Genomic DNA, 16,560 nt, shown 5'->3' on the forward strand with positions numbered 1-16,560 from the left:
TTGGGGCGGCAAGTAGACCTGCCGCAAAGGATCGGGGTCAAAATGGAAATAGTCGGCCTGGCAGACAGGATATTGAACGGGGACAGGCGTGCTTTGGCCCGTGCCATTACGCTGGTTGAAAGTGGCCGCGCCGATCACCGGGCGCAGGCGACAGAGTTGCTGGCTCAGTTGGCCGGGTCAGAACGGCAGGCGCTGCGGATCGGACTGTCAGGGACACCGGGGGTGGGCAAATCCACCTTTATCGAGAGCTTTGGCATGATGCTGATCAGCCAGGGGCTTCGCGTGGCGGTTCTGGCTGTTGATCCCAGCTCGGCCCGTTCGGGCGGGTCAATTCTGGGCGACAAGACCCGAATGGAACGTCTGAGCCGCGAGCGCGCCGCCTTTATCCGCCCCTCGCCCAGTCAGTCTCATCTAGGTGGTGTTGCGCGTCGCACACGTGAGGCGATCGCATTGTGCGAAGCGGCCGGGTTTGACGTTGTGCTGATCGAAACCGTGGGCGTTGGGCAATCGGAAACCGTTGTGTCCGAGCTGTCCGACCTGTTCCTGCTGCTGCTCGCGCCTGCGGGTGGGGATGAGTTGCAGGGCGTCAAGCGCGGTATCATGGAAATGGCGGATATGATCCTGGTGAACAAGGCGGATGGCGACCTCAAGGCCACGGCCACCCGCACCTGCGCCGATTACGCCGGTGCCTTGCGCCTGATGCGCAAACGCCCTCAGGACCCCGAAGGGTTTCCCAAGGCCATGACGGTTTCTGCGGTTGAGGAGCATGGGCTAGAGGACGCCTGGTCCGAAATTCAATCTCTGACCCAATGGCGTCGCGACTCGGGTCATTGGGAGAGGAACCGGGCGGTGCAGGCGCAGTATTGGTTCGAGCAGGAAGTGCGCTCGGCGCTTCTGTCGCGGCTGTCGACTGCGCAGGCGCGCGCCGAGATGGAGCGCCTGAGCGTCGAAGTTTCGCAAGGCCGCATGAGCCCCGCGGCGGCGGCGGAACAGATGTTGATAACCCTGACTTGAAGGGGTGACAGGTAAAGTCAAAGAATTCTGCTGGCCCGTCTTGACCCTTCCGGCGATTCCCACTACACGCATCCAACCAGTTTTCGGGCGCGACTTCGGGTTGCGCCCCTTGTGATTTGGCCGAGGGCGGTATGCCCGGCCTCCAGAAACAAAGGAAGAAACCATGTCGCGCCGTTGCGAACTGACCGGAAAAGGCCCGATGACTGGCAACAATGTCAGCCACGCCAAAAACAGAACTCGTCGTCGTTTTCTGCCCAACCTGAACGACGTTACCCTGCAGTCCGAGACTCTGGGCCGTGGCGTCAAGCTGCGCATTTCGGCTGCTGCTCTGCGCTCGGTTGACCACCGCGGTGGTCTGGACGCGTTCCTGGCAAAAGCCAAGGACGAAGAACTGTCCGCGAACGCACTGAAAGTGAAAAAGGAAATCGCCAAAGCACAAGCTTCGGCCTAATCCTTTTTGACTGCGAATTTTTTGACCCTGGACCCAAGTGGTGCAGGGTCTTTTCGTTTGTGTGAGCTAAAGATGTTCGCGGTTTTGGCGCAATCGACCCGTGTAGCGTAACTTTGTTCACATACACCGGACTCTGAGAGGAATATGTTTAGGCATATTTTTCTGGCGGAGTTTGCCCTCATGTCTTTCAAATCTTTCGATTCTTTCTCAGTGTTGGCCGCATTTTTCGGCAAGACCTTTGGGACATGCTTTCGGATGCAACGTCAGGTGAACCGGCTGCATACAAGTCTGACCAAAGGTTCAGTCAAACGACCGGAAATGGACAGCTGACACTTTCCTCTGACCCCCAGGCTTCAAGCGCCTGAATGCGCTTGAAGCCGGAATTGTCTCTGGCATATACCTTGGGCAGAATGAAATCCGCTCTGAATAGAATTCTGCCCTTTGCTCTTTCGCTGCTCGTTATTTTGACGGGGCAGGGTTTTGCGGCTTCTCGCGGGATGGATGTTGCGGTCGGGCACATGGTGCTATGCACCGGGAACGGCCCAGTGGTTGTGTATGTCGATGCCGAGGGGCAACCGACGCAGGCACCGCATTTCTGTCCCGACTACGCTTTGACGGTGCTGGGTGCTGTTTCTTTGGCAGAAGCGGCACTTCCAGACGCGCCGAAGCAACCCCGGCCGACGTTGAAACGTGATTTGGGCGATCTCACCATTCCGGTGGTTGCGTCCCAACCAGCGCGTGCGCCTCCTTTTTGGTCTTGATGCGGTTTTCCAACTTATTAAGAACTCAAATTAGGAGAAGCTTTATGTCCTTCACTTTCAAAATGCTGGCCACCGTTGCCGCTGCAACCCTGACAACCGCTGCCTGGGCACAGGATAGCATCACCGTCAAGGACGCCTATGCGCGCTCCTCGGGGAAATCTGCAAAGGCGGGAGCCGCTTTCATGATGATTCAGAACGCAGGTGAGGCCGACGACCGGTTGATCGCGGCTGAATCGGATGTTGCGGCACGGGTAGAGTTGCACACGCATCAGGTTGACGCCAATGGTGTGGCCAAGATGATCCATGTCGAAGAAGGGTTCGTTATCCCGGCGGGTGAAACTCATATGCTGAAGCGTGGCGGGGATCACGTCATGTTCATGGGGATTTCCGCCCCGTTCGAACATGGCGCAACCGTGCCGGTCACGCTGATCTTTGAAAAGGCTGGTGAGATCGAGGTCGACATTCCGGTTGATCTAGAGCGTAAAGGCGACCACGGGTCACACAACAACTAAAGTTACGCCTGTCTTCGGGCCGCGATGCGGCCGTCATCCATGCGTCAGGCCGGGTAAACCCCGGCCTGTTTGCGTTGCGCCTCAGCGGTTCACAACCCGCATTGCGATGCGATCATGGGCCCGTTTGAAGCGCGCGGCGAGAAAGAACATAACGACCGAGAAGGCCAGCGCGGAAAACGCGATTGCCCAACCCAGCGCGACCATCCCGCTGCCGGGCCAGAACAGCAGCACCAGCCCGATGACCAACGCCACAATCCCCGAGTTGCGCACTGTGGCTGCGTCCGGGTTATCGTCGGGCATCTGACGCCAGGCCATCAGCGAGCCTACCCCGACAATCAACGCCCATGCGCCTAGCAGGAAGAATGTCAGGCGGGCGACACCCTCGGGCCAGATCAGCAGAATGAGGCCGATCAGGAGGGCGCCAATTCCAACGCCCCCGATCAGGCCGCGCCGTCCGAAGCCCAGCAAGGTCAGGCCGCCGTCGAAGACCAGCAATAGCCCAACCAGCCTGAGCAAAAGGGCGATGCTGCCCGTCGGCCAGAACAGCGCCGCGATACCCAGCACCCCGGCCAGAATGCCGCGCAGCAGGAAGGTCCACCACAGGTCTGCCAGTTGATCGCCAAGCGCGTCGCGGCCATCCGGTCCCTGATCGTCCAGAATTTCGCCCTGTTGGGTATTGGGATCGGTCATGAGAGCCCCTTCGAGAATGGTTACACCTTAAATGATAACGATAATCCGGGCTTCTGTCTGCCGGTTATCGCCGCCCCAGCAGTTCGTCCACCCATTGCGGTACGGTTTCTGATGCCGGGCCAAGGATCACATCATCGAAGCTGGATGCGCCGGTCGAGGGCTCAAGGTTCAGCTCAACGGTGCGGGCGCCGGACATGGCGGCTTCGTGTACGAATGCGGCTGCGGGGTAGACCTGGCCCGATGTGCCAATGGATGCAAAGATCGCAGCCCCAGCCAGGTGATCGTAAATCGTGTCCATGTGGTAGGGCATTTCGCCGAACCATACCACGTCCGGCCGTGCGGCGGGGGCAGCGCAGGCGGGGCAGGGTTCGCCCACTGACATTTCTGGCGGCGCGGTCCAGCGATGGCCGCACGCAGCACAGAGCGCGCCTGCGAGTATACCGTGCATGTGGATTACATCTTGGGCACCACCCGCCTCGTGCAGGCCGTCGACGTTCTGGGTCACGATCACAACCTCGCCGGGCCAGTCTTGCTGCAGGCGTGCAAGCGCGCGGTGGGCTAGGTTGGGTTCCGCTTTTGCCGCCTGCACGCGTCGGGCATTGTAAAACCCCTGCACCAGAGCGGGATCGCGGGCAAACCCTTCGGGCGTCGCCACATCTTCGATCCGGTGCTGCGACCACAAGCCCCCTTCGTCGCGGAACGTGCCCAGCCCACTTTCTGCAGAAATCCCGGCCCCAGTCAAAATGACGATCTTTTCCATCTTTGCCCTTCGCGCTACACCTTAGCTCATGACCCACCGTATCCTGTTTGTCTGCCTGGGCAATATCTGCCGTTCCCCTGCCGCCGAAGGCATTTTTCGGGCGCGCGCGCCACATCATGCCAGCGACAGTGCGGGGACGGCTGGTTGGCATGTGGGCAATCCACCTTACGGCCCGATGCAAGAGGCGGCCCATGCGCGTGGGGTTGCACTAGGCGATCTGCGCGCGCGCCAGTTTGCGGCCGAGGATTTCCACAGGTTCGACCTGATTATCGGTATGGACGCGAATAACATTTCGGATATCGAGGACCTGCGCCCGGCGGGAAATGAAACCCCCGTGCGCCTGCTAACCGATTTCGCACCCCACTTGGGGGCCGATCATGTGCCCGACCCGTACTACACCCGCGATTTCGATGGCGCATTGGATTTGATTGAGGCTGCGGTTGACGGCTTGACTGACTATCTGAGACGTTAACCCATGACTTTCAGCCGGTCGCTGAGCCATGGCAGTTGCTCTAGGGTTGGATCGACGATCTGAGTGCGCATGAGACGGCGCATCATGCCTGCGACCTCTTGCGGAACCTGATCGGACCAGTCGTTGCGGGTGAACAGAGAGATCATGCGGGCGTAATCTCCGAACGGTGCCGGGTGCGCCTCGAGCCCGTCGTGGAAACGTGCTGCACGCATGTACCCCAGCGGAGTCGTTATCGCCCAGCCCAGCCCACGCGCGACCATCGCCATCAGTGCAAGGTGGGATCCGATTTCAAATCGTTCCTCAAATTCAAGCTGTTGTCGGGATAGGTGCGCTTCGATCTGACGGCTAATTAGCTGTTCCCGCGCATAGCGCAAAAAGGGCAACTCCTGCATCGCGTTTGCGGCCCCTTTGGGCGTTACCAGAATGAATGGGTCCTGAACCAATGGGTATTCGACAACGCCCTCAAGCACTTCGCCGGAATGCGCGGATACTGCCATGTGCAGGCGTTGGGCTTCGAGGTCTGCAAACAGGTCAAGGCTGGGCAGCGTAATCAGCTTGAATTTTGACCGGGTCAGGCTGTCGGCCAGCAAAGTGGCCAACCGCGGCGTCAGGTCATTGTCGAAATCGTCGATCAGCCCAATGGACAGCGTGGTCAGATGGCCAAGGTCCATCACCGTCAGTTCGCTCTGGGCCATTTGAAGTTCGGCCAGAATCGCCTCGGTCCGGGTCAGGAAACTGCGCCCGGCCTGCGTCAGCCGCATCGGGCGGCGTCCATGGTCCACCAGTTCGGTGCCCAAGGCATTTTCGAGATTGCGCAATTGTTGCGAGACAGATGGCTGGCTGAGCCCTGTAATCTCGGCTGCCTGAGCCACCGACCCTGTCCGCGCCAATGCCTCGAATACTTCGAGGCCGCGCAGGGTAAGCCCTTTCATAACCATGCAACGCACCTTTCGCTGCGCCATTTCTGGGGCGCAGGGCGGGTTAGGTCAAGGATTCCAGGCGTGCTAGCTGCAAATAGCCTGCGCCATTTGACCGAATGCCCGGTATCTGTCCCACAGAGCGTCATCGCGCTCTGTTTGAGACATTTTCAACTCTTGCGCTTGATGGGGGTCGGTGAACCACTTGGCGACGGTTTTCTGGTCGCTGCGCGTAAGGGCCTGATTTGCCACGCGCTGAATGCAGCTACAGCGGTCGCGGGTCGCGGCATCCCGATCGGATGCCAGACACGCCTTTTTGATCTGAGCCGCATCTGCCCCGGTTGGAACTGTCATTGAAACCGCCGTGGCGCATAGTGCTGTCAAGATGAACTGTTTCATGCTCGAGCCTCGTTTTTGCCTGACCGGAGAGATCTGACGCCTCTCTCGGCTTGTGCGTGAGTATGAATCAAACCGGACTCGGGATCAATCTCACGATGCAGAAATGTGATTTCTTTTATTATGGCGAAAAGAATGGCTAAAATGGGGCTAAACACGGCTGCGTGTGACCCAACGGCTTGCGCCAAGGAAATAAGGATCGCAGACCGCTTTGCCCCACCTTGACCAGCGCCCGTTTTCAAACCATATCCCGACGCTATGACAGACCTCGCTCATATCCGCAATTTCTCCATCGTCGCGCATATCGACCATGGCAAATCCACCCTTGCTGACCGGCTCATTCAAGAGACCGGAACGGTCAAGGATCGCGACATGAAAGAACAGCTGCTCGACAGCATGGATATCGAGCGTGAACGCGGCATCACCATCAAGGCCAACACGGTCCGTATCGACTATACCGCCGACAATGGTGAGCAATATGTGCTGAACCTGATCGACACCCCCGGCCACGTGGACTTTGCCTATGAGGTCAGCCGGTCCATGCGCGCGGTCGAGGGGTCTTTGTTGGTTGTGGACAGCACCCAAGGGGTCGAGGCGCAGACACTGGCCAACGTCTATCAGGCCATCGACGCCGATCATGAGATCGTGCCGGTGCTGAACAAAATTGACCTGCCCGCGTCCGATTGTGACCGCGTGGCCGAACAGATCGAAGATGTGATCGGCATCGACGCCACCGACGCCATTCAGGTCAGCGCCAAGACGGGGCAGGGCATCCATGAGACGCTTGAGGCTATCGTCACCCATTTGCCCGCACCGCAGGGCAATCTGGACGCGCCGCTCAAGGCGATGCTGGTGGATTCGTGGTACGACGCCTATCTGGGCGTCATCGTTCTGGTCCGCATCATGGACGGCACGCTGAAAAAGGGCATGCGGGTCAAGTTCATGTCGAACGGTACCCTGCACCATGTGGACCGCGTCGGCGTATTCCGCCCCGAGATGGAGATGGTCGACAGCCTCGGCCCCGGTGAGATCGGCTTTCTGACTGCATCCATCAAACAGGTCCGCGACACCCGTGTCGGCGACACGATCACCAATGACCGCAACGGGACCGAGGACGCCCTGCCGGGCTTCAAACCCGCGCAGCCGGTGGTGTTCTGTGGTCTGTTCCCTGTGGACAGCGCCGAATTTGAAGACCTGCGCGACGCGATCGAGAAACTGGCCCTGAACGACGCCTCGTTCAGCTTTGAGATGGAAACCTCGGCAGCACTAGGCTTTGGCTTCCGCTGCGGTTTCCTGGGCCTTTTGCACCTTGAGGTCATCCGCGACCGGATCGAACGCGAATATGATATCGAGCTGATCACCACCGCGCCGTCGGTGATCTATCACGTCTTCATGAAAGACGGCGAGATGATCGAGCTGCACAACCCCGCCGACATGCCGGACCTGTCCAAAGTCGATCACCTTGAGGAGCCGCGCATCAAGGCGACCATTCTGGTGCCCGATGAATACCTCGGTGACGTGCTGAAACTGTGTCAGGACCGCCGGGGTATCCAGATGGACCTGACCTATGCGGGCAGCCGCGCCATGGTCGTCTATGACCTGCCGCTGAACGAGGTCGTCTTCGACTTTTACGACCGCCTGAAATCGGTGACCAAGGGCTATGCGTCCTTCGACTACCAGATGACCGGCTACCGCGAGGACGCGCTGGTCAAAATGTCGATCCTTGTGAATGACGAACCGGTCGACGCATTGTCGACCATGGTTCACCGCGACCGGGCCGAGATGCGGGGCCGCGCGATGTGCGAAAAGCTCAAGGACCTGATCCCGCGCCACATGTTCAAAATCCCGATCCAGGCCGCGATCGGAGGCAAGGTCATCGCCCGCGAGACCCTGAGCGCCCTGCGCAAGGACGTGACCGCGAAATGCTACGGCGGCGACGCCACGCGGAAACGCAAACTGCTAGAGAAGCAGAAGGCCGGTAAGAAAAAGATGCGCCAGTTCGGGAAGGTCGACATCCCGCAGGAGGCGTTTATTTCGGCGCTGAAGATGGATGGCTAGTAAACTTGTAATCGTCGTTGGGGCTGGAGCAAGCGCAGAGTTTGGGCTGCCGGTTGGATCGAAACTAGCTGCTCAAATATCGAAAGCGGCCCATTTGCTTCACATGAATGGTGAATCTCACAAAAACAATGGTGATCCGAAGCTGTTTTCTGCGGCGCAGGAAATAAGCTTCGAAAATGGACGCGTTGATTTCATAGAAGAACTAAGAAGGATTTCTTCTGGCGTTCTTTTGATGCCCTCGATTGACAATTATCTGCATGCGCATTCAGATAACGCAGTTAGGGTAAAGCTTGGCAAGCTATTAATTGCGGATGCATTAATAAAAGCTGAACGAAATTCTTCGCTCTACTATAATCCTCAAAATATCTATGAATCCTTTAACTTTGCAAAAGTAGATAATACGTGGCTCGCTGCATTGTTCAGGGCGATTGTGACAGCTGGAAAAGTAGAGCAACTTGCCGATTGGCTCGATAGAATAACCTTTGTGCCATTTAACTATGATCGAGTCATTCATCGCTTTTTCTTCCTAGCAGTACAGGTTGTGTTTGATTTTAATGAAGAAGAAGCCTTTCAGTTTTGCGAAGAGCACTTAACAGTTTTGCATCCATACGGATCGCTGGGTCGACTTCAACCAAGAAACCGTGAATCTGGGTTTGGCGAAAACAACCACCAAAAAGCTCTTCTATCGGCATCAAAGAACATCAAGGTGTTTACCGAAGGTGGTGAGCGTCACGCACGCCAAGCTATCAGACAATCGATACTCGACACCGATTCTGTGTGGTTCTTAGGTTTCTCTTTTCTTGATCTAAACATGAAATTTCTTAAGCCTGAAACAGAAGCGCTGTTTAGAGTCTTTGGCACTTTGAGAGGGATGTCAGATTTCAACGCTAAAATTGCTAGAAATGGATTAGCGAGTTGGCTCAAACAAGGCGGCGTCCGTGAGAGTGGCTTCCAGCTTCATAAGACAGATTGTGCGCAACTGGTCAGTGACTATTCTGGCTTTTTTCGAACTATTTAGAGCTGGAGGCGGTGGAACATTAAGTATCTCTCTGTGGGCATCAGTATAGTAAAGGCTCGACCGTAGGCACCGCCTGGCCGCGCCGACCCGCCTCTATTGGGCGGCGCTTCTCCCAGTTCAATTAAACTATCGCCGAGTTTTCAGCCTAAGCGCAACCCGTCCTGACCCAGATCAAGGACCACCCTTAGTCTCAGTTCTAGTCTCCACCAAAACACTCAGAACGCACGAGGCCCCAATGTCACCGCTGACGCTGATCCTTCACATCTTCCTTGGTTCTACCCTTGCCGGGTCCGCCGTGATTGCGGTTTTGGTTTTGGGCTTTGCTTCGTGGACGGCCATGCTGATCGCTGCGGTGGCGGGCTTTGTTGCGGCGTTCCCTGCCTCGTACATGGTGGCGCGCAAGCTGGAAGGTTAAGGCGCGGTTTAGACGCAAAGATCGGAATGTGTTATCCTCGGCCCCGAGGGACCGCGTTCAGGCGGCCTTTTTGATTATATGCTTGCAACGCGAGACCTTCAGAAATGAGAGGTTATTATGCACAAGTTCTTAACAGCGACCGCAATCTCAGCCCTGACCATCGGCCTGTCCAGCACCTTTGCTATGGCCGAAAGTTATGACGCCGCCGGTAAGGGGTCGGGCGTAAGCTCGAACCAGGTTTTCGGCATCTCGGACGGGCACGCGGTGATCAAATCTCAGACCGACTATGACAGTTTCGAGGTCTCCGCCGGTCACCCGTTAGAAGGGGCGACGGGGTCGTGTTTTGGTTCGATGCTGGTCAAGGGGGCCGAGGTGTCGGGCGCGGGCAATTGCGTTTTTGATACAACCTCCGGCGACAAGGCAGTGATGAGCTGGACCGCCACGGGGATCGGTGCGGACGGCGCTTTGACCGGCGACTGGTCAGTGTCCGGCGGCACGGGCGGTTGGGCCAGCGCCACGGGGGGCGGAACGTTCTCGTCCTTCACCGACCCGGATACGCAGAAATTCGTCAACACGATTTCGGGTAGCCTTGAGTTGAACTGAATTTCTATTTTTAACAGTGGCTTAGAGAAAGGGCGCTCGGGCCAGAGCGCCCTTTGCTTTGAGCGGCAGGTAAGCGCCACCTAAACCCTTCATGAAGTTTCCCTAAGGTTAGTTGCATCCGACCCTCTCCCTTCCAATCTGTTCAGCAGGCCAGCAACGGCCCAAACCTCAGGGAGGAGAGCCAATGACCAGATACATGACTGCCGGAGCGGCCGCTTTGGCCACGACACTCACCCTCGGAACGGCTGCGATGGCCGATACCACGCCCGATCTGCGCGGCACATGGGTGGGGACCTATACGACTGTTCAGCCGACGCATGCCCAGAGCGGTAGTGAACCACGGTTCAATCAGGCCGAGTGGATGTTGGATGTGCAGGTGCAGGAAGACAACGTCTTTTGGGGGCCAAGCCTCTGGCGCCGGGACGGTGACACCGCATGGAACGAAAATGAGGCCACCGGGACGATAAGCCTGGATGGGTCCGGCAAGATCGGGATTGTCGAGACCTCGCCAATGGTGATTGGTGCAAACGCGCTGATCGACGCCCGGTATGAGGACGGAAAGATATTTGCGGATTTCCGTAGCCTGCGAAACGGAACGACCTACAGCACCGTTCTGGAGCGTCAGGTGAACTGAAGCGTTTCCGGCCTGATTGGGCTGTAGGGGGTACTGGCTGCGTTCGCTCGTGGCACGTAGTAGGTATTGCCGATCGGGCCGGACGCTTCTCAGTTTACGGAACCAGTGTCTCCACAGGGAGGAGGCAGGGCGGGCGGCACCCTTAGCGCTTGCGGGGGTACCGGCCGCCCTCGGTTTTCTGTTTGGCCCGCCTGGATGCCGAGCGGTTTCCGCGAATCCTGGTCAGTACGATTCGCAGCCCTGCGCGTCTGAAGGTTGTAGAAATCTTGACCCGTGCGCCTGAAAAGACGTTTGCACCCGCAGAAATGATGAAAAATAGACCGGGTGCCCACTGTTTGAACTTTTCCTTCATCAAGCCTGCACAGGATCGCGGTTTCTGGAGTTGTCCACAAAACAGTCCCAGCGGATATCAACACTTTATCCACGGCTAATTTCCATGCTGCAGTGCTATTTTCTTGTCGGACTCTGACCCGGATGCAAAAGTCAAATCACCGCAGAGGTTCTTAGGAACCGCGGCGGGACGCAAAGGCCAAGGGGGTCTGTGTGGAAGTGGCGGGTCTTAGGATTTGCGTCTGTTCACAAAGGCTTACCGGTGGATGATTGATTGACTTGGACGCAGGTCCCGGCCGCTTGATCACCCTCACAGAAGGTCAGTGCGTGCTGCAAGGCGTCCGCAGACGCTGCGCGGCAGTTTCGACCCTGATCCGGGCCGGGACAACTGGATCGGAGCGTCCCTCGGGCGTGTCGACCCGGCAAGGCGTCAGGAGTGTCCGCAAGGGCATGTGCAAAGACCGCGTCTGCGCACCTGACGCCTTTTCCTTTTGCCAGACTCTGGATTCATACAGGCTGCCACTCCACCCCCTCTAGAACGGGATCGGGGTTCTTGTGCGTGCACAAGAACCCCGAGGTCGTGTCAGAAATGCAATGCCGCGTCTATGCACCTGTATCAGTACATTACCGCGACCGGAGGTGTGGATCAACCATATGTTGGGCTTGGTTGGGCCCGTCCCGCAATATGGTGGTCAGGATCAGATTGCCTGCTGAACATCGCTGGCAGTGTTGGAAATAGCATCACCCGCTTTTTCAATGTCTCGACCAACACCTTTCGCCGTTTCGCAGGCTGTAAGTGACAACAGGGTCAATCCAATCAGAATTGTACGGATCATTGCGTTCTCCATAGGTGTTCTTTCGGTTGTGCCTAACAGTTTTTTTAATCTGTAGCCAGCGTTTTGCTCTCGCCTTAATCCTTGCGGATTATTGGCCCCAAAAGGGCTGTTGAAACAAAGATCAAAGCGGCTGCGCAGACTATGCTTGGACCCGCAGGAGTGTCCGCCAGATATGCGCCTCCTAACCCGACCAGTGCCGCCAAAGAGCCAATGCCTGCGGCGAAAAAAGCCATTGTTTCCGGTGTTTTGACAAGCGACCGAGCCCCCGCAGCCGGAATGACCAGCAGCGCGGCGATCAATAGGATACCGACAACTTTAATCGCCACCGCAACGGCCAGTGCCATTGCTAGCGTTAGCCACAATTCCTCGCGCTTGGGATCAATGCCCGAAGCGTATGCCAGGTCCGGGTTTAGAGTGGCCACCAGCAGGGCGGACCACCTCTGGACCATGACGGCTAGAATGGCGGCGCCTCCGATCCAGATTGTTGCCAGATCGCCTTTAGTCACCGCCAGAATGTCGCCAAACAGAAACGCGCTGAGGTCAAGGCGCACGTCAGCAAGCAACGACACTGTAACCAACCCAGCGGCCAGAGCCGTGTGCGCAATCACACCCAGCAATGTGTCCATCGCAAACCCCTTGCCCCTCAGCAGGGTCACGGCCAGCCCCATGGCCAGAGCCGCGGCGATAATTGCCGGCAGCAAGGGCAGGGAAAAGGCCAGCGCCAAGGCAACTCCAAGGATCGAGGCGTGCGCGGTGGCTTCACCGAGATACGCCATGCGCCGCCAGACCACGAAACACCCAAGCGGGGCGGCAGCTATTGCAACGCCGACACCCGCGAGGGCCGCACGTACCATGAAGTCGTCTAGCATCAGTGGCCCTTGTCCTGCGCGTGATTGTGATCGTGGTCGTGGGAATGACTGTGCTGATGTTGATACAGCGCCATAGTGCCCTTGGTGCCGCTGCCAAATAGGGCGCGGTATTCCGGAGCGTCCGCAACGGTTCTCGGGGATCCTTCACAGCATATGTGCCCATTCAGGCAAAGAACCCGGTCGGATGCCGCCATAACGACGTGAAGGTCGTGGCTGACCATGACGATGGCGCAGCCAATGTCATGTCTAACCTGCTCAATTCTTTGGTAAAACGCCGCGGCACCTGGTTGGTCAAGCCCCTGCGTGGCTTCGTCCAGAAGCAGCAGTTGTGGGTTTTCCAACAGAGCACGCGCCAACAGAACTCGTTGAAATTGACCGCCGGACAGCTTTGTCATCTGCCTGTTTCGAAGGTCGGGAACACCGGCCAGTTCAAGCGCGTTTATCGCCTTTTTGGCAGAAACCCGTCTTGGGAGGCCCAGGAAGCGTTGAACAGTCATTGGCAAGGCCGCGTCCAAGGCCAATTTCTGCGGAACATACCCTATACGAAGGCCCGGTCTGCGAACCACTGCTCCTTCTGCTGGTGGAATGGCGCCGATCATCGCGCGCAACAGGGTAGACTTTCCTGACCCGTTCGGACCTACGATCGTCACAATCTCTGGCGCGGAAACCGAGGCATTTACGTGCTCGAGTATCGTCCTGCCGTCAACACGGATGGTCATATCTTGAAGTGTTATCAAAGGGTCGGTCACGCTTTCATCCCGATACATTCGGGGCAAAGCCCCTCGGCCTCGACAACAACTCGTTCGATCAGGAAGCCTGATGTGTTTGCGGCGGCTCCCAGGCGTCCCTGGGTCAGTTCAGTTTCAGTTTCTGCGACCGCTTTGCAAGACCGGCAAATGAGAAAGGCGGGAACGTGGTCATGGGTCGGGTGTGCGCAGGCTGCGTAGGCGTTTAGCTGTTCTATGCGGTGCACAAAGCCGTGCTGAACCAGAAAATCCAGCGCACGGTAGGCGACAGGCGGCTGCGATCCCATACCTTCGGCCGCCAGAATTCCAAGGATGTCATAAGCGCCCATGGCTTTATGCTTTTCCAGAAGGATCTCCAATACACGGCGCCTGACCGGGGTGAACTGCAGCCTCTGCGCTTTGCATTTTGCTTCGGCCTGCGCCAAGGCGGTATGAACGCAGTGGGCGTGATCATGTTGTCTGAATCCGACGGTGCTCATTCGCTGCTCCGCATTTTTTAGACTTGATATGTTATAACGTGGGGCATATCAAGCCATTGAGAAATGTAATAACATATCATTCTGGAGCGAATATGCTACGATCAACCCTAAGCGTCCTTGGTGCGGCTTTGGCTAGCCAGGTTGCCGCTGAACCCCCGAAAGTTGCCGTCGATATCGCGCCGGTTCATTCCCTCGTGGCGCGTGTCATGGACGGTGTGGGCGAACCCGCGTTGATTATTCCGCCGGGCGCTTCGCCGCACGACCATGCGATGCGACCGTCTGAGGCGCGGGCGCTTCAATCGGCGGACATTGTGATCTGGGTTGGAGATGAATTGACGCCGTGGATGGAAAAGCCACTTGGCACGCTTTCCGCAGAAGCGCAGCATATCGCCTTGCTGGAGTTAGACGGCACTGTTCTTTTTGACTTCAGGGATGTGGTCGCTGGTGACCATGGTGAAGATCATGACGACCACGACGATCACGCAGACCACGACGATCATGCGGACCATGACGACCACGACGATCATGCGGACCACGAAGGTCATGACGACGACCACGCTGATCACGACGATCATGCAGACCACGAAAGTCATGATGACCATGACGACCACGCTGCTCATGAAGGGGATCATCACGGGCACGATCACGATGGGGTAGACCCGCATGCGTGGCTTGACCCCGAGAACGCTCGAGTTTGGGTTCAGGTGATTGCTGAAGCCTTGGCATCTTCCGACCCTGACAATGCGCAGTTGTACCGGGAAAATGCGGCGGCGGCTGATGCTGAGTTGATCAGCCTGCGCGAACAGATCGAAGCAGATTTGGCTGAAATGCAGAGCCGTCGCTTCATCACCTTTCACGATGCCTATCAATATTTCGAGAAGCGGTTTGGTTTGGAGACGTCCGGCTCGGTCAGCCTTGGGGATGCAAGCGATCCCGGTCCCGCGCGGCTGGCGGCACTGCAGGACAAGGTTGCCAAAGATGGGATCAATTGCGCCTTCGTTGAACCTCAGTTCGATACGCGGCTGGTGGAAACCGCGATCGAAGGGACGGACGTGACAATCTTTGAGTTGGACCCGATCGGAGTATCTATCGAGCCCGGTGCAAAACACTATGCCAATTTGCTGCGCGGTATGGCCAGCGGATACCTGGGATGCGCCAACGGGTCGTAAAATCCGAGAGCCTTTGGCAGTGTTAGGCCGCCTCCTCGGTGCAGAAAAGTTCGTGAACGACTTCGAGCATACGACGGGGGCGGTCATCGGCCAGCCGGTAGAAGATCGCTTTGCCTTCCCGGCGGGGCGTTACCAATCCTTCGAGCCGCAATCGCGACAGTTGCTGTGATACAGCGGCCTGTCGAGCGGAAAGCAGTTCCTCCAACTCGGTCACGGATTTCTCGCCGGATACAAGGTGGCACAGGATCATAAGACGACCTTCATGGCTGATGGCCTTCAGGAAATTCGACGCACGCGTGGCGCTTCCGGCAATAAGTTCAAAGTTGTCGGAAAACGATTCCTGTGAAATCTGAGGCAGTGCCATTTGTGTATTCCTTGTTGGTCCGGTCATGGACGAGAGTCTGCTGTGTATTCGATGATCGCCTGCGCGCGCCGCCCACTTATATATTTTGGCAACGCATTTCCATATGCATGAATCAAAATGACGTGATGAGAAAAAGTCCGCCTGCCAACTTTAACAGCCGCTTGCTTTGTTTCGCGTCAGGATGTGTTTGCACGAAACGGCCAAGGGGCGTTGATGCAGACGAAAACACGCTGTCTTGGTCAGAAGTAATCGGCCCCCCTTGCAGCCCTTGGGTGGCGACACTAAGACTCAGGTAACGTTTCTTCGGGTAATGTCCCGATCCATAGCAAAGCAGGCAGGTTCCTAATGTTCGATCCCGTTGATACCTATATGAATACGCTCGTCCCGATGGTTGTTGAGCAGACCAGCCGTGGGGAACGCGCGTACGACATTTTCTCGCGCCTATTGAAAGAGCGGATCATTTTCATCAACGGTCCGATCCATGATGGAATGAGCCATCTGGTCGTTGCGCAGTTGCTTCATCTTGAGGCTGAGAACCCGAACAAGGAAATCTCGATCTACATCAACTCTCCGGGTGGTGTGGTTACCAGCGGATTGTCGATCTACGACACAATGCAGTACATCAAGCCGAAATGTTCAACGCTGGTGATCGGTCAGGCGGCCTCGATGGGGTCGGTTTTGTTGGCCGGTGGCGAGAAGGGAATGCGCTTTTCGCTGCCAAACAGCCGGATCATGGTCCACCAGCCCAGCGGCGGCTATCAGGGCCAGGCGAGCGACATCATGATTCACGCGGCCGAGACGCAGAAACTGAAAGATCGCCTTTATGATATATACGTGCGCCACACCGGGCAGACCAAAAAGGCTGTTGAAAAAGCGCTGGATCGGGACAACTTCATGAGCCCGGAAGAAGCGAAAGACTGGGGTCACATCGACGAAATCGTCGAAAACCGCGCCAAAATGGATGGCGATGAGGCTTGAAGATAAGTCCCCGCGTCAACGGCGTGGGGGCCATTTTTGAGATTGTAGCCGCCTTTGTGGTGGCCTAAGCTGCATCAACAGGCGGTAC

The 16,560-nt window shown here is 57.2% G+C and carries 21 protein-coding genes; 12 read left to right on the top strand and 9 right to left on the bottom strand.

Annotated elements, in window-relative coordinates:
- Positions 1-42: 42 nt before the first annotated feature.
- From meaB to ACR0KS_RS06070, 4 genes are all read left to right on the top strand, one after another.
- Positions 43-1,014, top strand: coding sequence for a methylmalonyl Co-A mutase-associated GTPase MeaB (gene meaB / locus ACR0KS_RS06055; protein WP_170565492.1), 972 nt, complete (start codon positions 43-45; stop codon positions 1,012-1,014).
- Between the two features lie 163 nt (positions 1,015-1,177).
- Positions 1,178-1,465 carry a 50S ribosomal protein L28 gene (gene rpmB / locus ACR0KS_RS06060; RefSeq protein ID WP_039532366.1) on the top strand — a complete coding sequence of 96 codons (288 nt, stop codon included), beginning with the start codon at positions 1,178-1,180 and terminating at the stop codon, positions 1,463-1,465.
- A 365-nt stretch (positions 1,466-1,830) separates the two neighbouring features.
- Positions 1,831-2,226 carry a hypothetical protein gene (locus tag ACR0KS_RS06065; RefSeq protein WP_480693150.1) on the top strand — a complete coding sequence of 132 codons (396 nt, stop codon included), beginning with the start codon at positions 1,831-1,833 and terminating at the stop codon, positions 2,224-2,226.
- Positions 2,227-2,270: 44 nt separating this feature from the next.
- Entirely contained in the window at positions 2,271-2,738 is a 468-nt protein-coding gene (locus ACR0KS_RS06070; RefSeq protein ID WP_170565486.1) for a copper chaperone PCu(A)C, read from the top strand.
- An 81-nt stretch (positions 2,739-2,819) separates the two neighbouring features.
- Here ACR0KS_RS06070 and ACR0KS_RS06075 read toward each other — a convergent pair whose 3' ends face one another.
- Complete coding sequence (locus ACR0KS_RS06075) at positions 2,820-3,428, bottom strand: DUF308 domain-containing protein (protein WP_170565483.1); 609 nt, start codon at positions 3,426-3,428, stop codon at positions 2,820-2,822.
- Positions 3,429-3,492: 64 nt separating this feature from the next.
- On the bottom strand, positions 3,493-4,188 hold the full coding sequence (locus ACR0KS_RS06080) for an NAD-dependent deacylase (RefSeq protein ID WP_170565480.1): 696 nt from the start codon (positions 4,186-4,188) through the stop codon (positions 3,493-3,495).
- A gap of 28 nt (positions 4,189-4,216) precedes the next feature.
- Between ACR0KS_RS06080 and ACR0KS_RS06085 the strand changes: the two genes are divergently transcribed.
- Positions 4,217-4,660, top strand: a complete 444-nt coding sequence (locus tag ACR0KS_RS06085; RefSeq protein ID WP_170565477.1) for a low molecular weight protein-tyrosine-phosphatase — start codon at positions 4,217-4,219, stop codon at positions 4,658-4,660.
- On the opposite strand, the gene ACR0KS_RS06090 is transcribed toward ACR0KS_RS06085, so the two are convergent.
- Positions 4,657-5,598, bottom strand: a complete 942-nt coding sequence (locus ACR0KS_RS06090; RefSeq protein ID WP_170565475.1) for a LysR family transcriptional regulator — start codon at positions 5,596-5,598, stop codon at positions 4,657-4,659. The genes ACR0KS_RS06085 and ACR0KS_RS06090 overlap by 4 nt on opposite strands.
- Before the next feature lie 66 nt (positions 5,599-5,664).
- A complete protein-coding gene (locus ACR0KS_RS06095; protein WP_170565473.1) occupies positions 5,665-5,976 on the bottom strand; it encodes a hypothetical protein in 312 nt (103 codons plus the stop codon).
- Between the two features lie 255 nt (positions 5,977-6,231).
- Here ACR0KS_RS06095 and lepA point away from each other — a divergent pair, with 255 nt between their 5' ends.
- The 5 genes from lepA (at position 6,232) to ACR0KS_RS06120 (ending at position 10,701) form a co-directional block, all read left to right on the top strand.
- Positions 6,232-8,031 (top strand): translation elongation factor 4, encoded by a 1,800-nt coding sequence (lepA, locus tag ACR0KS_RS06100; RefSeq protein ID WP_170557284.1) that lies wholly within the window; start codon positions 6,232-6,234, stop codon positions 8,029-8,031.
- A complete protein-coding gene (locus tag ACR0KS_RS06105) occupies positions 8,024-9,049 on the top strand; it encodes a hypothetical protein (RefSeq protein WP_170565470.1) in 1,026 nt (341 codons plus the stop codon). Before lepA ends, ACR0KS_RS06105 begins: the two co-directional genes overlap by 8 nt.
- Positions 9,050-9,284: 235 nt before the next feature.
- On the top strand, positions 9,285-9,464 hold the full coding sequence (locus tag ACR0KS_RS06110) for a CTP synthetase (protein WP_170484645.1): 180 nt from the start codon (positions 9,285-9,287) through the stop codon (positions 9,462-9,464).
- 117 nt (positions 9,465-9,581) lie between these two features.
- The gene (locus tag ACR0KS_RS06115; protein ID WP_170565467.1) at positions 9,582-10,067 is read left to right on the top strand and encodes a hypothetical protein; all 486 of its coding nucleotides are present in this window, start codon (positions 9,582-9,584) and stop codon (positions 10,065-10,067) included.
- 184 nt (positions 10,068-10,251) lie between these two features.
- The gene (locus ACR0KS_RS06120; RefSeq protein ID WP_170414468.1) at positions 10,252-10,701 is read left to right on the top strand and encodes a hypothetical protein; all 450 of its coding nucleotides are present in this window, start codon (positions 10,252-10,254) and stop codon (positions 10,699-10,701) included.
- Positions 10,702-11,729: 1,028 nt separating this feature from the next.
- On the opposite strand, the gene ACR0KS_RS06125 is transcribed toward ACR0KS_RS06120, so the two are convergent.
- The 4 genes from ACR0KS_RS06125 to ACR0KS_RS06140 form a co-directional block, all read right to left on the bottom strand.
- Complete coding sequence (locus ACR0KS_RS06125; protein ID WP_170386514.1) at positions 11,730-11,867, bottom strand: entericidin A/B family lipoprotein; 138 nt, start codon at positions 11,865-11,867, stop codon at positions 11,730-11,732.
- A 74-nt stretch (positions 11,868-11,941) separates the two neighbouring features.
- Entirely contained in the window at positions 11,942-12,736 is a 795-nt protein-coding gene (locus ACR0KS_RS06130; RefSeq protein ID WP_170565464.1) for a metal ABC transporter permease, read from the bottom strand.
- Positions 12,736-13,455: a metal ABC transporter ATP-binding protein gene (locus ACR0KS_RS06135; RefSeq protein WP_480693176.1), complete on the bottom strand. Its 720-nt coding sequence runs from the start codon at positions 13,453-13,455 to the stop codon at positions 12,736-12,738. The genes ACR0KS_RS06130 and ACR0KS_RS06135 overlap by 1 nt, the downstream gene beginning before the upstream one ends.
- 26 nt (positions 13,456-13,481) lie before the next feature.
- Complete coding sequence (locus ACR0KS_RS06140; protein ID WP_170386521.1) at positions 13,482-13,961, bottom strand: transcriptional repressor; 480 nt, start codon at positions 13,959-13,961, stop codon at positions 13,482-13,484.
- Between the two features lie 92 nt (positions 13,962-14,053).
- On the opposite strand from ACR0KS_RS06140, the gene ACR0KS_RS06145 reads away from it, so the two are divergent.
- Entirely contained in the window at positions 14,054-15,130 is a 1,077-nt protein-coding gene (locus ACR0KS_RS06145) for a metal ABC transporter solute-binding protein, Zn/Mn family (protein ID WP_170565458.1), read from the top strand.
- 22 nt (positions 15,131-15,152) lie between these two features.
- Here the strand turns inward: ACR0KS_RS06145 and ACR0KS_RS06150 are convergent, their stop codons facing one another.
- Positions 15,153-15,494, bottom strand: a complete 342-nt coding sequence (locus tag ACR0KS_RS06150; protein ID WP_170565455.1) for a metalloregulator ArsR/SmtB family transcription factor — start codon at positions 15,492-15,494, stop codon at positions 15,153-15,155.
- A gap of 345 nt (positions 15,495-15,839) precedes the next feature.
- Here ACR0KS_RS06150 and ACR0KS_RS06155 point away from each other — a divergent pair, with 345 nt between their 5' ends.
- A complete protein-coding gene (locus ACR0KS_RS06155; RefSeq protein WP_039970058.1) occupies positions 15,840-16,472 on the top strand; it encodes an ATP-dependent Clp protease proteolytic subunit in 633 nt (210 codons plus the stop codon).
- Positions 16,473-16,560: the final 88 nt, after the last annotated feature.

The organism is Ruegeria sp. BC7 (genome assembly GCF_056539165.1).

What these genes read in the sequence shown, in the direction of transcription:
- meaB (WP_170565492.1), top strand. Translation starts at nt 43, where the DNA reads ATGGAAATAGTCGGCCTGGCAGACAGGATATTGAACGGGGACAGGCGT.
- rpmB (WP_039532366.1), top strand. Translation starts at nt 1,178, where the DNA reads ATGTCGCGCCGTTGCGAACTGACCGGAAAAGGCCCGATGACTGGCAAC.
- ACR0KS_RS06065 (WP_480693150.1), top strand. Translation starts at nt 1,831, where the DNA reads ATGCGCTTGAAGCCGGAATTGTCTCTGGCATATACCTTGGGCAGAATG.
- ACR0KS_RS06070 (WP_170565486.1), top strand. Translation starts at nt 2,271, where the DNA reads ATGTCCTTCACTTTCAAAATGCTGGCCACCGTTGCCGCTGCAACCCTG.
- ACR0KS_RS06075 (WP_170565483.1), bottom strand. Translation starts at nt 3,428, where the DNA reads ATGACCGATCCCAATACCCAACAGGGCGAAATTCTGGACGATCAGGGA.
- ACR0KS_RS06080 (WP_170565480.1), bottom strand. Translation starts at nt 4,188, where the DNA reads ATGGAAAAGATCGTCATTTTGACTGGGGCCGGGATTTCTGCAGAAAGT.
- ACR0KS_RS06085 (WP_170565477.1), top strand. Translation starts at nt 4,217, where the DNA reads ATGACCCACCGTATCCTGTTTGTCTGCCTGGGCAATATCTGCCGTTCC.
- ACR0KS_RS06090 (WP_170565475.1), bottom strand. Translation starts at nt 5,598, where the DNA reads ATGGTTATGAAAGGGCTTACCCTGCGCGGCCTCGAAGTATTCGAGGCA.
- ACR0KS_RS06095 (WP_170565473.1), bottom strand. Translation starts at nt 5,976, where the DNA reads ATGAAACAGTTCATCTTGACAGCACTATGCGCCACGGCGGTTTCAATG.
- lepA (WP_170557284.1), top strand. Translation starts at nt 6,232, where the DNA reads ATGACAGACCTCGCTCATATCCGCAATTTCTCCATCGTCGCGCATATC.
- ACR0KS_RS06105 (WP_170565470.1), top strand. Translation starts at nt 8,024, where the DNA reads ATGGCTAGTAAACTTGTAATCGTCGTTGGGGCTGGAGCAAGCGCAGAG.
- ACR0KS_RS06110 (WP_170484645.1), top strand. Translation starts at nt 9,285, where the DNA reads ATGTCACCGCTGACGCTGATCCTTCACATCTTCCTTGGTTCTACCCTT.
- ACR0KS_RS06115 (WP_170565467.1), top strand. Translation starts at nt 9,582, where the DNA reads ATGCACAAGTTCTTAACAGCGACCGCAATCTCAGCCCTGACCATCGGC.
- ACR0KS_RS06120 (WP_170414468.1), top strand. Translation starts at nt 10,252, where the DNA reads ATGACCAGATACATGACTGCCGGAGCGGCCGCTTTGGCCACGACACTC.
- ACR0KS_RS06125 (WP_170386514.1), bottom strand. Translation starts at nt 11,867, where the DNA reads ATGATCCGTACAATTCTGATTGGATTGACCCTGTTGTCACTTACAGCC.
- ACR0KS_RS06130 (WP_170565464.1), bottom strand. Translation starts at nt 12,736, where the DNA reads ATGCTAGACGACTTCATGGTACGTGCGGCCCTCGCGGGTGTCGGCGTT.
- ACR0KS_RS06135 (WP_480693176.1), bottom strand. Translation starts at nt 13,455, where the DNA reads ATGACCATCCGTGTTGACGGCAGGACGATACTCGAGCACGTAAATGCC.
- ACR0KS_RS06140 (WP_170386521.1), bottom strand. Translation starts at nt 13,961, where the DNA reads ATGAGCACCGTCGGATTCAGACAACATGATCACGCCCACTGCGTTCAT.
- ACR0KS_RS06145 (WP_170565458.1), top strand. Translation starts at nt 14,054, where the DNA reads ATGCTACGATCAACCCTAAGCGTCCTTGGTGCGGCTTTGGCTAGCCAG.
- ACR0KS_RS06150 (WP_170565455.1), bottom strand. Translation starts at nt 15,494, where the DNA reads ATGGCACTGCCTCAGATTTCACAGGAATCGTTTTCCGACAACTTTGAA.
- ACR0KS_RS06155 (WP_039970058.1), top strand. Translation starts at nt 15,840, where the DNA reads ATGTTCGATCCCGTTGATACCTATATGAATACGCTCGTCCCGATGGTT.